Source organism: Pseudomonas sp. NY15374 (genome assembly GCF_048068255.1).
Lineage (GTDB): Bacteria > Pseudomonadota > Gammaproteobacteria > Pseudomonadales > Pseudomonadaceae > Aquipseudomonas > Aquipseudomonas machongensis.
Genome location: NZ_JBLUPZ010000007.1, coordinates 283259 through 295591, shown reverse-complemented (window position 1 = coordinate 295591; position 12333 = coordinate 283259). Strand labels below are relative to the sequence as shown.

The 12333-nt window shown below is 62.7% G+C and carries 16 protein-coding genes; 5 read left to right on the top strand and 11 right to left on the bottom strand.

Going from position 1 to position 12333, the window contains the following annotated elements:
- Positions 1 to 2: 2 nt before the first annotated feature.
- From ACNFHO_RS17020 to ACNFHO_RS16970, 11 genes are all read right to left on the bottom strand, one after another.
- Positions 3 to 650: a FadR/GntR family transcriptional regulator gene (locus tag ACNFHO_RS17020; RefSeq protein WP_054894365.1), complete on the bottom strand. Its 648-nt coding sequence runs from the start codon at positions 648 to 650 to the stop codon at positions 3 to 5.
- A 120-nt stretch (positions 651 to 770) separates the two neighbouring features.
- The gene (hisC, locus tag ACNFHO_RS17015) at positions 771 to 1820 is read right to left on the bottom strand and encodes a histidinol-phosphate transaminase (RefSeq protein ID WP_063543181.1); all 1050 of its coding nucleotides are present in this window, start codon (positions 1818 to 1820) and stop codon (positions 771 to 773) included.
- A 2-nt stretch (positions 1821 to 1822) separates the two neighbouring features.
- Positions 1823 to 3145: a histidinol dehydrogenase gene (gene hisD, locus ACNFHO_RS17010; protein WP_416766907.1), complete on the bottom strand. Its 1323-nt coding sequence runs from the start codon at positions 3143 to 3145 to the stop codon at positions 1823 to 1825.
- A gap of 127 nt (positions 3146 to 3272) precedes the next feature.
- The gene (hisG, locus tag ACNFHO_RS17005) at positions 3273 to 3908 is read right to left on the bottom strand and encodes an ATP phosphoribosyltransferase (RefSeq protein ID WP_063543179.1); all 636 of its coding nucleotides are present in this window, start codon (positions 3906 to 3908) and stop codon (positions 3273 to 3275) included.
- 103 nt (positions 3909 to 4011) lie between these two features.
- Positions 4012 to 5277, bottom strand: a complete 1266-nt coding sequence (gene murA / locus ACNFHO_RS17000; protein ID WP_065863244.1) for a UDP-N-acetylglucosamine 1-carboxyvinyltransferase — start codon at positions 5275 to 5277, stop codon at positions 4012 to 4014.
- Positions 5278 to 5301: 24 nt separating this feature from the next.
- Entirely contained in the window at positions 5302 to 5541 is a 240-nt protein-coding gene (locus ACNFHO_RS16995) for a BolA family protein (protein ID WP_054894370.1), read from the bottom strand.
- 118 nt (positions 5542 to 5659) lie between these two features.
- Positions 5660 to 5962 carry an STAS domain-containing protein gene (locus tag ACNFHO_RS16990; protein ID WP_054894371.1) on the bottom strand — a complete coding sequence of 101 codons (303 nt, stop codon included), beginning with the start codon at positions 5960 to 5962 and terminating at the stop codon, positions 5660 to 5662.
- Positions 5959 to 6612, bottom strand: coding sequence for an MlaC/ttg2D family ABC transporter substrate-binding protein (locus ACNFHO_RS16985; RefSeq protein WP_063543175.1), 654 nt, complete (start codon positions 6610 to 6612; stop codon positions 5959 to 5961). Before ACNFHO_RS16985 ends, ACNFHO_RS16990 begins: the two co-directional genes overlap by 4 nt.
- 9 nt (positions 6613 to 6621) lie before the next feature.
- Positions 6622 to 7107, bottom strand: a complete 486-nt coding sequence (mlaD, locus tag ACNFHO_RS16980; protein ID WP_054894373.1) for an outer membrane lipid asymmetry maintenance protein MlaD — start codon at positions 7105 to 7107, stop codon at positions 6622 to 6624.
- Positions 7107 to 7904, bottom strand: a complete 798-nt coding sequence (mlaE, locus tag ACNFHO_RS16975) for a lipid asymmetry maintenance ABC transporter permease subunit MlaE (RefSeq protein ID WP_063543173.1) — start codon at positions 7902 to 7904, stop codon at positions 7107 to 7109. Before mlaE ends, mlaD begins: the two co-directional genes overlap by 1 nt.
- A complete protein-coding gene (locus tag ACNFHO_RS16970) occupies positions 7904 to 8713 on the bottom strand; it encodes an ATP-binding cassette domain-containing protein (RefSeq protein WP_054894375.1) in 810 nt (269 codons plus the stop codon). The genes mlaE and ACNFHO_RS16970 overlap by 1 nt, the downstream gene beginning before the upstream one ends.
- Positions 8714 to 8958: 245 nt before the next feature.
- On the opposite strand from ACNFHO_RS16970, the gene ACNFHO_RS16965 reads away from it, so the two are divergent.
- The 5 genes from ACNFHO_RS16965 to lptB are packed head-to-tail and all read left to right on the top strand — an operon-like array spanning position 8959 to position 12276.
- Entirely contained in the window at positions 8959 to 9933 is a 975-nt protein-coding gene (locus ACNFHO_RS16965) for a KpsF/GutQ family sugar-phosphate isomerase (protein ID WP_054894376.1), read from the top strand.
- A complete protein-coding gene (locus ACNFHO_RS16960) occupies positions 9934 to 10458 on the top strand; it encodes a KdsC family phosphatase (protein ID WP_054894377.1) in 525 nt (174 codons plus the stop codon). It begins immediately after the preceding gene.
- Positions 10459 to 10466: 8 nt separating this feature from the next.
- Entirely contained in the window at positions 10467 to 11039 is a 573-nt protein-coding gene (gene lptC, locus ACNFHO_RS16955) for an LPS export ABC transporter periplasmic protein LptC (protein ID WP_054894378.1), read from the top strand.
- Complete coding sequence (lptA, locus tag ACNFHO_RS16950; protein ID WP_054894379.1) at positions 11026 to 11550, top strand: lipopolysaccharide transport periplasmic protein LptA; 525 nt, start codon at positions 11026 to 11028, stop codon at positions 11548 to 11550. Before lptC ends, lptA begins: the two co-directional genes overlap by 14 nt.
- A complete protein-coding gene (gene lptB, locus ACNFHO_RS16945; protein ID WP_054894380.1) occupies positions 11551 to 12276 on the top strand; it encodes an LPS export ABC transporter ATP-binding protein in 726 nt (241 codons plus the stop codon).
- Positions 12277 to 12333: the final 57 nt, after the last annotated feature.

Here is a 12333-nt window from a genome sequence, read left to right as displayed (position 1 = left end):
GCTCAGGATTCGATGAGGGCCCGGCTCAGGCGCTTGGCCGCGTCCGGGTCGCGTTGTTCGATGGCGTCGAGGATCTGCACATGCAGGTCGAACACGCGTTGACTGCGGGGAAGCGCACTCATGTTGTGCTGCACCGCTGCAGCGACGACGCTGGAAAAGTAGCGGTACAACTCGCTCAGTGCGGGGTTGTGCGCAGCGTCCACCAGGCGCTGGTGGAACACCAGGTCACAGGCCACATAGGTGTCCAGATCGCCGTGGAAGTGCCCACAGCTGCGCTCCAGGGCCTCGCGCAAGTCGCGCAGATCATCGTCGGTGCGCCGCAGGGCGGCGAGGCCGATGGCCTCGGCTTCGAGGATGCAACGGGTCTCGCGGGCCTGCTCGACCGTGCAGCGCGAGATGGCCTGCACTGCCTGCAAAGGGTCTTGGGCGGTGCGCAGATAGCTGCCGTCGCCCTGGCGCACTTCTACCAGACCACTGAAGGCCAGCACACGCATGGCCTCACGCACGGTATTGCGGCTGATGCCCAGTTCCAGGGCCAGTTCCGGCTCGGTGGGCAGGCGCTGCCCTACAGCCCAGGCGCCCTGGGCAATGCGCTCGCGCAATTGGTCAACGGCTTGCTCCACCAGGGAGCGCTTGATCAACAGGGACATACTAACGTCCAGTCATCGGATGAATTTACAAGCGGCAACAATAGCGCTGAAAAGCATCGCGGGGCAAGTCGGAGCGGCGATGCAGCGATCAGACTTGCCCCGCGACAGGAACGACGCGAACTACCCGTTCAACGCATCGATCAACGCCTGGTTCATCTCCGGCGTGCCTACGGTAATCCTCAGGAACTGCGCGATCCGTGCCTGCTTGAAGTGCCGCACGATCACCCCCTGCTCACGCAGGCGCGCCGCCAGTTCAGCCGCATCCTGTTGCGGGTGCCGGGCGAAGATGAAGTTGGCCGCCGATGGCAGTACCTCGAAGCCCCGCGCCGTCAACTGCTCGACCAGGGCCTCACGGCTGTCGATGACCTTGCGGCAGGTCTCGTCGAAGTAAGCGCGATCTTCGAACGCTGCCGCCGCCCCGATGATCGCCATGCGATCGAGCGGATAGGAGTTGAAGCTGTTCTTGATCCGCTCCAGTGCCTCGATCAGGTCCGGATGCCCCACTGCCAGCCCCACCCGCAGACCCGCCAGCGAGCGCGACTTGGACAGGGTCTGGGTCACCAGCAAATTGTCGTAGCGGTCCACCAGTGCGATCGCGGTTTCGCCGCCAAAGTCGATATAGGCTTCGTCCACGACCACCACCGAGTCGCGATTGGCCTGGAGCAATCGCTCGATGGCCTCGAGCGGCAGCAGGCAGCCAGTCGGTGCGTTAGGGTTGGGGAAGATGATCCCGGCATTGGGCTTGTTGTAGTCCTCGATGCGGATCTGGAACTGCTCGTCCAGCGCCACCTGCTCGAAGTCGATACCGTACAAGCCGCAGTACACCGGATAGAAGCTGTAGCTGATATCCGGGAACAGCAGCGGCGCGCCGTGCTGGAACAGGCCGTGGAAGATGTGCGCCAGCACTTCGTCCGAACCGTTGCCGACGAAGACCTGCTGCGGGGTGACCTTGTAGTAATCAGCCACAGCCTGCTTGAGCCGGTCGCTGTTCGGATCCGGGTACAGGCGCAGGTTGTCGCTCAGCTCGCCACGCATGGCCTCCAACGCCTTGGGCGAAGGCCCATAGGGGTTTTCGTTGGTATTGAGCTTGACCAGGCGAGCCAGCTTGGGCTGCTCACCCGGCACGTAAGGCACCAGGTCCTTGACGAAGGGGCTCCAGAATCGACTCATGTTCAGTTCCCCTTCTCTTTGAGGATGCGGTATTCGGCGCTACGGGCGTGGGCGGTCAGCGACTCGCCACGGGCCAGTACGGATGCAGTGTGACCGAGCTCGGATGCGCCCTGCTCGGAGCAGAAGATGATCGACGAACGCTTCTGGAAGTCGTACACCCCCAGCGGCGAGGAGAACCGTGCGGTGCCGGATGTGGGCAACACGTGGTTGGGGCCTGCACAGTAGTCACCCAGGGCCTCGCTGGTGTGGCGGCCCATGAAGATCGCGCCGGCATGGCGGATCTGCGGCAACCAGGCCTGCGGGTCGGCGACCGACAATTCGAGGTGTTCCGGGGCGATGCGGTTGGCGACCTCGATGGCCTGCTGCATGTCACGCACCTGGATCAGGGCGCCTCGACCGTTGATCGACTTCTCGATGATCTCGGCGCGTTCCATGGTGGGCAGCAGCTTGTCGATGCTGGCCGCCACGCGGTCAAGGAAGGCCGCATCAGGGCTGACCAGGATCGCCTGCGCATCTTCGTCGTGCTCGGCCTGGGAGAACAGGTCCATGGCGATCCAGTCCGGGTCGGTCTGGCCATCACATACCACGAGGATTTCCGAGGGTCCGGCGATCATGTCGATGCCGACTTGACCGAACACATGGCGTTTGGCAGTGGCTACGTAGATATTGCCGGGACCGACGATCTTGTCGACCTGTGGCACGCTCTCGGTGCCGTAGGCCAACGCCGCGACTGCCTGGGCGCCACCGACGGTAAACACGCGATCGACGCCGGCGATGCAGGCCGCAGCCAGCACCAGCTCGTTGATCTCTCCACGCGGGGTCGGCACCACCATGACCACCTCACCGACACCGGCGACCTTGGCGGGGATGGCATTCATCAGTACCGATGACGGGTACGACGCCTTGCCGCCAGGCACGTACAGCCCTGCGCGATCGAGCGGGGTGACTTTCTGGCCGAGCACGGTGCCATCAGCTTCGGTGTACTGCCAGGAATCCTGCTTCTGTCGTTCGTGGTAGCTGCGCACGCGGTTGGCGGCAGTTTCCAGCGCCTCGCGCTGGGCTGCGGAGATCCGAGTCAGGGCCAGTTCCAGGCGCTCGCGACCCAGGATCAGGTCATCGATGGACTTGGCGTCAACGCCATCGAAACGCTGGGTGAACTCCACCAGCGCCGCATCGCCACGCTCGCGCACGGCTTTGATGATGTCGAGCACCCGCTGGTTGACCGCGTCATCGGACACGCTTTCCCAGCTCAGCAGATGATCCAGATGTCGCGCGAAATCCGGATCAGCAGCGTTGAGACGGGCAATTGCAGTGGACACGGTCATGACGAGGGCCTCGTTTTATTGGCGAATGCTCAGGCGCCCTAGGCTACCAGTCCATCCGCGCGGGCACCCGAGAAAAGTGGCTATGACGCGGATAGACGGGCGCGACAGCGAAGGTCGCGCGCAGAAGTCAGCCGCGGTGTCGCGATTCGACAGCCTTGCGCAGGGTGTCGATGAGATTCTGGATACGGGCGTGCTGCATCTTCATGGAGGCCTTGTTCACCACCAGGCGCGAACTGATCGTGGCGATCAGCTCCTGTGGCTCGAGGCCATTGGCGCGCAGAGTGTTGCCGGTGTCCACCACGTCGATGATCTTGTCGGCGAGGTTGATCAGCGGGGCCAGCTCCATGGAGCCATAGAGCTTGATGATGTCGACCTGGCGGCCTTGTTCGGCGTAATAGCGCTTGGCTACGTTGACGAACTTGGTGGCCACACGCAGACGCCCCTTGGGCTCGGGTGCACCAACGACGCCAGCGGTCATCAGCTTGCACTTGGCGATCTGCAGGTCGAGCGGCTCGTACAGACCTTGGCCGCCGTATTCCATCAACACGTCCTTGCCGGCCACACCCAGGTCGGCGGCACCATGCTCGACGTAGGTCGGCACGTCGGTGGCACGCACGATGAGCAGACGCACGTCGTCCTGCGTGGTGGGGATGATCAGCTTGCGGCTCTTGTCCGGGTTCTCGGTCGGCACGATACCGGCCTCGGCCAGCAGCGGCAGGGTATCGTCGAGAATACGGCCTTTGGAAAGCGCGATGGTCAACATTGCAACGTCGGTCCTTAAGCGGCTACAGCCGGCCAGGTCATCGACCTGGCCGTGTTCGATTCGGCTGGCACGTCCGTGTGCCGATCACAGGCAGAGAGCGCGACTAGCCCGGTACGCGACGGATCTTCGCGCCCAGCATCTGCAGTTTTTCCTCGATGCACTCGTAACCACGGTCGATGTGGTAGATGCGGTCGATCAGGGTATCACCTTCGGCGACCAGCGCAGACAGTACCAGGCTCGCCGAAGCGCGCAGGTCGGTAGCCATCACGGGCGCACCCTTGAGCGCCTTGACCCCGGTGACGATGGCGGTATTGCCCTCGACCTGGATCTGCGCGCCCATGCGGTGCATCTCGTACACGTGCATGAAGCGGTTTTCGAAAATCGTCTCGATCACGGCGCCCGTGCCTTCGGCAATGGCGTTGAGGGAGATGAACTGTGCCTGCATGTCGGTCGGGAATGCCGGATACGGCGCGGTACGCAGGTTGACGGCCTTGGGCCGCTTGCCGTGCATGTCCAGCTCGATCCAGTCTTCACCGGTCGTGATGTCGGCGCCAGCTTCCTTGAGCTTCTCGAGAACGGCTTCGAGGATGGTCGGATCGGTGTCCTTGACCTTGACGCGGCCGCCGGTAACAGCAGCAGCGACGAGGTAGGTACCGGTCTCGATACGGTCGGGCATCACACGGTAGCTGGCCGAGTGCAGGCGCTCGACACCATCGATGGTGATGGTGTCGGTACCGGCGCCCTGGATCTTCGCACCCATGGCAATCAGGAAGTTGGCCAGGTCGACCACTTCAGGCTCGCGCGCGGCGTTCTGCAGCACGCTGCGGCCCTTGGCGAGCGCAGCAGCCATCATGATGTTCTCGGTACCGGTCACGCTGACCGTGTCGAAGAAGAAGTGCGCGCCACGCAGGCCGCCTTCAGGGGCCTTGGCCTTGATGTAACCACCTTCGACTTCGATCTTCGCGCCCATGGCTTCAAGGCCACGGATGTGCAGGTCGACCGGACGCGAACCGATGGCGCAGCCACCTGGCAAGGCGACTTCGGCCTCGCCGAAGCGGGCGACCATCGGGCCGAGTACCAGGATCGAGGCGCGCATGGTCTTGACCAGCTCGTAGGGCGCAACCAACGTCTTGATGGTGCGCGGATCGATCTCCACCGCCAGCTTCTCGTCGATCACAGGCTCGATGCCCATGCGCCCGAACAGCTCGATCATGGTGGTGATGTCGTGCAGGTGTGGCAGGTTGCCGACGGTGACCGGGCCATCGGCCAGGAGCGTGGCCGACAGAATCGGCAGGGCGGCGTTCTTCGCGCCGGAAATGCGGATCTCGCCGTCGAGGCGCGCGCCGCCAGTAATAATCAGTTTGTCCATTTCAATCTCGCCGCCAACGTTGGCTCAGGTGCGCTCAGCCCAGGCTGCGCTGCTGAAAAATTTCATCGTTACCGCATGGATGCTGCCGTTGGCGATCCACGGATTCAGGTGAGCATAGATCGCCTGCTGACGCTTGACCGGGCTCTGGCCGGCCAGCTCGTCGCTGATCACGTTCAACTGGAAGTTGCAGCCTTCGCCTTCAACTTCGACCCGGGTTCCCGGCAGTTTTTCTTCAAGGAAGCTCTTAACTTCTAAGGCCTGCATGCTCAACCTCAATCGGCGCCCAGTGCGCGCGGGTCGGCCATGATACAAAAAAGCCCCTCGCCTGCGAAGCCCATACGAGGACGCGCTGACCGAGGGGCCTTCCCTTGATGACGGGCCATCAGCCCGCCAGCACTTCATCGAGGTCGTAGACCTCGGCGATTTCACGCATGTCTGCAGGCATGCCGCGCACTTCCCAGGCCTTGCCAGCAGCCTGGGCATCCCGCATGAACGCCAGCAACAATGACAACCCCACGCTGCTGGACTTGCTCACGGCCGAGCAGTCGAGCACCAGCCGCTGCTCGCGGCTGGCGGCGATCAACGCCTTGCCCTGCTTGCGCAGGGCCGGCCCGCTGCGATAGTCCAGCACACCGGCCAGGCGCAAGACACCCGGCTCGGTCATCGTCATGTCGGCTTCACTCATTTGACCGTCTTCTCGGGAGAGCTGTCGGCAGCTTCCTTGGCCTTGGCCACTTCGCCAGCCCAGCCGTCGATGGTCTTGTCGAGGTTGTTGCCATTACGGTTCATCGCGTCGGCGAACTGGTCGCGGAACAGCTTGCCGATATTGATGCCATTGACGATGACATTACGCACCTTCCACTCACCACCGATGTTTTCCAGGGTGTACTGGACCGGGTATACCGCGCCATTGTTGCCAGACACTTTCATGCCCACCGAAGCACGCTGGCCATCATCCGGCTTGGCTGGATCGACGGTGATGCCCTGGTTGTCGTATTCAAGCAGTGCGTTGCCGTAGAACTGGAACAGGCTGCGGCGGAAATTCTCCTGGAAGCGCTGCATCTGCTCGGGCGTGGCCTTGCGCGAGTACTTGACGGTCATGATGCTCCGGGAGATGCCGTCAGCGTCGACCACCGGGCCAAGGATGCGATTGAGCGCATCATAGAAAGCGGTCGGGTTGGACTTGTACTGCGCCTTGTTCGCCTTGAGGTCGGACAGCAGTTCAGTGGTGGTGCCCTGAACCACGTCGCGCGGAGACTGGCCCGGCGCCGCCAGGGCCATCAGGGGGAAGGCCGCCAGCAGGACCAGCAGGCCACGTCGCAGGATCGAAATCATGGAAACTCCTCAATTAGCTGGTTGGGCTTCTTTCGGTTCCTTGCCAACGGAGTTGAGCAGGAACTTGCCAATCAGATCTTCCAGCACCAGGGCCGACTGGGTGTCGTGGATGGTGCTGCCATCCTTGAGCACCTGCTCTTCACCGCCCACGCTGATGCCGATGTACTTCTCGCCGAGCAACCCGGCGGTCAGGATCGAAGCAGTGGAATCGGTCGGCAGATTGTCGACCGACTTGTCCAGCTGCAAGGTGACCCGACCGGTATAGGAATCGCGATCCAGATCGATGGCCGTGACCTTGCCGATGGTCACACCGGCCATGGTCACTTTAGCTCTGACAGTCAAACCGGCGATATTGTCGAAGTACGCATAAACTTTATAGGTGTCGCTGGTCGGACTGGCCGACAGGCCGCTGACACGCAGGGCCAGCAGCAGCAGCGCCAGGATCCCGGCCAGGAGGAACAGGCCGACACCGATTTCCAGGGTGCGGTTTTGCATCAGAAATCTCCAAACATCAAGGCGGTCAGAATAAAGTCCAGACCCAGGACTGCCAACGAGGCATAGACCACGGTCCTGGTGGTGGCACGGCTGATCCCCTCTGAAGTGGGTTCGCAGTCATACCCCTGGAATACGGCGATCCAGGTGACGACGAAGGCAAACACCAGGCTTTTGATCAGCCCGTTGATCACGTCATCGCTGAAAGAAACACTGTTCTGCATGTTGGCCCAGAACGAGCCCTCATAGACCCCCAGCCAGTCCACGGCCACCCACGATCCACCCCAGATGCCGACCACGCTGAAGATCAGCGCCAGCAGCGGCAGCGAGATGAAGCCGGCCCAGAGGCGCGGGGCGACGATGTACTTGAGAGGGTCGACACCGATCATCTCCAGACTGGAGAGCTGCTCGGTGGACTTCATGTTGCCGATCTCGGCCGTCAGCGCCGAACCCGCACGCCCGGCGAACAGCAGCGCCGTGACGACCGGTCCCAGCTCGCGCAGCAGCGTCAAGGCGACCATCTGGCCGACGGCCTGCTCGGAGCCGTATTTGGTGAGGATGCTATAGCCCTGCAGGGCCAGCACCATGCCGATGAACATGCCGGATACCACGATGATCGCCAGCGACAGCACACCCACCGAATAGAGCTGCTTGGTCAACAGCTGGAAGCCGCCACCGATGCCGCCACGTCCGGCCAGGGCATGGAAGAGGAACAGGCACGAGCGCCCGAGCACGGCCAGCACGTCGATGGCGGCGCGCCCGAACAGGCGAATGCGTTCGAGTATGGATTTTCTGCGCATCAACGCGTCCCCAGCAGATCGGCGCGGTAGTCTGGCGCAGGAAAGTGGAATGGCACCGGACCGTCCGGATCGCCCTTCATGAACTGGCGGATACGCGGGTTGTCCGACCCCATCAGTTCGTCCGGCGTGCCCTGCCCCAGCACCTGGCCATCACCGACCACATAGATGTAGTCGGCAATGCTCGCGGTCTCGGCCAGGTCGTGCGAGACGACGATACTGGTGATGCCCAGGGCGTCGTTGAGCAGGCGGATCAGGCGCACCAGAACGCCCATGGCGATAGGGTCCTGGCCGACGAAAGGCTCGTCGTACATGAGAATCTGCGGATCCAGCGCAATCGCCCGGGCCAGCGCCACACGGCGCTTCATGCCGCCTGACAGCTCGTCCGGCATCAGGTCGATGGCACCGCGCAGGCCCACGGCCTGCAATTTCATCAGGACGATGTCGCGAATCATCTCGTCGGACAACTGGGTGTGCACGCGCAGCGGGAAGGCCACGTTCTCGAAGACATCCAGGTCGGTGAACAGCGCACCACTCTGAAACAGCACCCCCATCTGCTTGCGGGCATCGAAGAGGTCGCTGCGCGACAGGGCCGGCAGGTTCTGCCCGCCTACCCAGACTTCGCCACTGGAGGGGCGCAGCTGCGCGCCCATCAGGCGCAGCAGGGTTGTCTTGCCGCACCCGGAAGGCCCCATGATGCCAGTGACCTTGCCGCGGGGGATACGGATGTCGACATTGCTGAAAATGCTGCGCGAACCGCGTTTGAAGGTGACGCCCTTCAACTCGACCGCGTAGGCGCTATCCGAACTCATCTAGACTCCTTGCAATGCAGCCTCGTCTACATGGACGCCTGCCTTCATCATGAAGGCACACGCATCCCTGGCGGGCCGAATAGCGGCGAACTATAGCACCGCGCAAAGTTGTCCCCAAGGCCATTTCCCCGAGTCGTTCAGGCACCGTACAGCAATTTTGCAACTGCCTACGACAACTCGAAGGTGAGCGTTTCAAACATTGCCGCTATAATCGGCGCCTTTTCATCAGGCATTGCTTTTTCGACATGAGCCAATCCAGCGAGCTGATCCAATCCGCCCAGCGCACCCTGCGCCTGGAACTCGAGGCCGTAGAAGGCCTGCGGGCCCGTATCGACGACAATTTCGTCAAGGCCTGCGAGCTGATCCTGGCCAGCAAGGGGCGGGTTGTCGTGGTCGGCATGGGCAAGTCCGGCCATATCGGCAACAAGATCGCCGCCACCCTCGCCAGCACCGGCACCCCGTCGTTCTTCGTGCACCCGGCCGAAGCCAGCCACGGCGACATGGGCATGATCACCCGCGACGATGTCATCCTCGCCCTGTCCAACTCCGGCAGCACCGCAGAGATCGTCACGCTGCTGCCGCTGATCAAGCGCCTGGGCATCCAGATGATCAGCCTGACCGGCAAGCCCGACTCACCACTGGCACAGGCTGCAGAAGTCAACCTCGACGCCAGCGTCGCCCAGGAAGCCTGCCCGCTGAACCTGGCACCCACCTCGTCCACCACCGCCGCCCTGGTCCTGGGCGATGCCCTGGCCATCGCCCTGCTCGAGGCTCGCGGCTTCACCGCCGAGGATTTCGCGTTCTCCCATCCGGGTGGCGCCCTGGGCCGTCGCCTGCTGTTGAAAGTCGAGAACGTCATGCACGCGGGCGACGAACTGCCCCAGGTGCAGCGCGGCACACTGCTCAAGGACGCCTTGCTGGAAATGTCGCGCAAGGGCCTGGGCATGACCGTGGTCATGGAGCATGACGGCCGCCTGGCCGGCGTCTTCACCGACGGCGACCTGCGTCGTAGCCTGGATCGCAACATCGACGTGCACAAGACGCTCATCGACGAAGTCATGACCGTTCACGGCAAGACCGCCCGCGCCGAAATGCTCGCCGCCGAAGCCTTGAAGATCATGGAAGACCACAAGATCAGCGCACTGGTAGTGGTCGATCACCAGGATCGTCCGACCGGCGCCCTGAACATGCACGACCTGCTGCGCGCCGGAGTGATGTAAATGACCCAGGACCTGATGCAACGCGCCCAAGCCATCAAGCTGGCCGTCTTCGACGTGGACGGCGTGCTGACCGACGGCCGCCTGTACTTCCTCGAGGACGGCAGCGAATTCAAGACCTTCAACACCCTCGATGGCCACGGCATCAAGATGCTCATGGCCTCGGGCGTAACCACCGCGATCATCAGTGGACGCAAGACCCCCGTGGTCGAGCGCAGGGCAAAGAACCTGGGCATTCCACACCTGTTCCAGGGCCGCGAAGACAAGCTGGTGGTGCTGGACGGCCTGCTCGCCGAGCTGGGCCTGAGCTACGAGCAGGTCGCCTACCTGGGCGACGACCTTCCCGACCTCCCGGTAATCCGCCGGGTGGGCCTGGGCATGGCCGTGGCCAATGCCGCGACCTTCGTCCGCGAGCACGCCCACGGCGTCACCCAGGCACGCGGCGGCGAAGGCGCAGCCCGCGAGTTCTGTGAATTGATCATGCAGGCCCAGGGTACCCTGGACGCTGCCAACGCCCATTACCTGTAGGCCACGCCATGCTCAGCAAGAAACTTCGAAATGCCGTGCTGCTGGCAGCCATCGCTGCGCTGCTGGTGGCGGTCGGCTATTGGAACATCAGCCCCGAGAGCTTCCTCGACAAGCCCACGGCCCAGGTCGACGAAAGCGCCATCGACTACTATGCGATCAACGCCCACAGCGTACAGTACCTGCCCGACGGCAGGCTGCAATACGAAATGACCGCGGACAAGGTCGAGCACCTGAAGGCCAGCGAAGTCACCCTGGTGACCACGCCAGACATGCACATCTACCGTGGGACAGCGTTCCCATGGCATGTGCAGAGCGTGCGCGCCGAGGTCAACCCGGACGGTACCGAGGTCGAACTGATCGACAACGTGCGGATCGCCCGCACCGACGAAAAACAACGCGACACCCTGATCACCAGTAGCCGCATGACGGTGTTCCCGCAGAAGCAATATGCGCAGACCGCCCAAGCCGTTAGAATCGACGGCGCCGGTGGCACGACTACGGGTGTAGGAATGAAAGCATATTTGGAAGACGGCAGGATGGACCTGCTGTCCAACGTAAGAGGACAGTATGAGGCTCGTTAAAACCCTCCCCCTTTTGCTCAGCCTGAGCGCAGCACTGGGAAGCGCGAGCGCCTTGGCCCTGCCGAACGACCGTGACCAGCCAATCCGCATCCAGGCGGACAACGCGCATCTGGACGACAAACAGGGCGTTGCCACCTACACCGGCGATGTGATCATCACCCAGGGCTCGATGATGATCAAAGGCAACACCGTGACCATGACTCGCGCCGCCTCCGGCGACATCGACGTCGTGACCTCGGTGGGCAACCTGGCCTACTTCGAGCAACAGCAGAGCGCTGCAAAACCCGACAAGATGAAGGGCTGGGCCGTCACCATCCAGTACCAGGCGCAGAAGGATATCGTCATCCTCACCGACCGCGCCAAGGTCGAGAACGAAGGCAACACCACCGAAGGCGAGAAGATCGTCTACAACACCAAGACCCAGGTGGCGACCGCTGGCCGTGGTGGTAACGTGACCGCACCTCGTCAGCGTATCGACATGGTGATCCAACCGAAGAAAAAGGCCGAGTAAATGGCAACCCTCAAAGCCCAGCACCTGGCCAAGAGCTACAAGGGCCGCCAGGTCGTCCGTGACGTCAGCCTGTCGATCGACAGCGGCCAGATCGTCGGCCTGCTCGGCCCCAACGGCGCCGGCAAGACCACCTGCTTCTACATGATCGTAGGGCTGGTCCAGGCCGACCAGGGCCGCGTGCTCATCGACAGCAACGATGTCAGCCACCAGCCCATGCATGGCCGGGCCCAGGCAGGCATCGGCTATCTGCCGCAGGAAGCGTCGATCTTCCGCAAGCTGTCGGTCGCCGACAACATCATGGCCATCCTCGAGACACGCAAGGACCTGGACCGCGATGGACGGCGCAAGGAGCTGGAAAGCCTGCTGCAGGAGTTCCATATCAGCCACATCCGCGACAACCTCGGCATGAGCCTGTCCGGTGGCGAACGCCGTCGCGTCGAAATTGCCCGCGCCCTGGCGACTGCGCCGAAATTCATCCTGCTGGACGAACCCTTCGCCGGCGTCGACCCGATTTCCGTGGGTGATATCAAACAGATCATCCACCATCTGAAGGCCAAGGGCATCGGCGTACTGATCACCGACCACAACGTGCGCGAAACGCTCGACATCTGCGAGACCGCCTATATCGTCAACGATGGTCAACTGATCGCCGAAGGCGACGCCGAGACCATCCTGGCCAACCAGTTGGTCAAGGAAGTCTACCTGGGCCACGAGTTCCGACTCTGACGCCCGGGAGCGGCCTGGAGCATTGGAAATGCCTGGTGAAACGGGCTTAAGTGTTAC

Excerpts from the sequence above, each read along its gene's own strand:
- ACNFHO_RS17020 (WP_054894365.1), bottom strand. The coding sequence starts at position 650 with ATGTCCCTGTTGATCAAGCGCTCCCTGGTGGAGCAAGCCGTTGACCAA.
- hisC (WP_063543181.1), bottom strand. The coding sequence starts at position 1,820 with ATGAGTCGATTCTGGAGCCCCTTCGTCAAGGACCTGGTGCCTTACGTG.
- hisD (WP_416766907.1), bottom strand. The coding sequence starts at position 3,145 with ATGACCGTGTCCACTGCAATTGCCCGTCTCAACGCTGCTGATCCGGAT.
- hisG (WP_063543179.1), bottom strand. The coding sequence starts at position 3,908 with ATGTTGACCATCGCGCTTTCCAAAGGCCGTATTCTCGACGATACCCTG.
- murA (WP_065863244.1), bottom strand. The coding sequence starts at position 5,277 with ATGGACAAACTGATTATTACTGGCGGCGCGCGCCTCGACGGCGAGATC.
- ACNFHO_RS16995 (WP_054894370.1), bottom strand. The coding sequence starts at position 5,541 with ATGCAGGCCTTAGAAGTTAAGAGCTTCCTTGAAGAAAAACTGCCGGGA.
- ACNFHO_RS16990 (WP_054894371.1), bottom strand. The coding sequence starts at position 5,962 with ATGAGTGAAGCCGACATGACGATGACCGAGCCGGGTGTCTTGCGCCTG.
- ACNFHO_RS16985 (WP_063543175.1), bottom strand. The coding sequence starts at position 6,612 with ATGATTTCGATCCTGCGACGTGGCCTGCTGGTCCTGCTGGCGGCCTTC.
- mlaD (WP_054894373.1), bottom strand. The coding sequence starts at position 7,107 with ATGCAAAACCGCACCCTGGAAATCGGTGTCGGCCTGTTCCTCCTGGCC.
- mlaE (WP_063543173.1), bottom strand. The coding sequence starts at position 7,904 with ATGCGCAGAAAATCCATACTCGAACGCATTCGCCTGTTCGGGCGCGCC.
- ACNFHO_RS16970 (WP_054894375.1), bottom strand. The coding sequence starts at position 8,713 with ATGAGTTCGGATAGCGCCTACGCGGTCGAGTTGAAGGGCGTCACCTTC.
- ACNFHO_RS16965 (WP_054894376.1), top strand. The coding sequence starts at position 8,959 with ATGAGCCAATCCAGCGAGCTGATCCAATCCGCCCAGCGCACCCTGCGC.
- ACNFHO_RS16960 (WP_054894377.1), top strand. The coding sequence starts at position 9,934 with ATGACCCAGGACCTGATGCAACGCGCCCAAGCCATCAAGCTGGCCGTC.
- lptC (WP_054894378.1), top strand. The coding sequence starts at position 10,467 with ATGCTCAGCAAGAAACTTCGAAATGCCGTGCTGCTGGCAGCCATCGCT.
- lptA (WP_054894379.1), top strand. The coding sequence starts at position 11,026 with ATGAGGCTCGTTAAAACCCTCCCCCTTTTGCTCAGCCTGAGCGCAGCA.
- lptB (WP_054894380.1), top strand. The coding sequence starts at position 11,551 with ATGGCAACCCTCAAAGCCCAGCACCTGGCCAAGAGCTACAAGGGCCGC.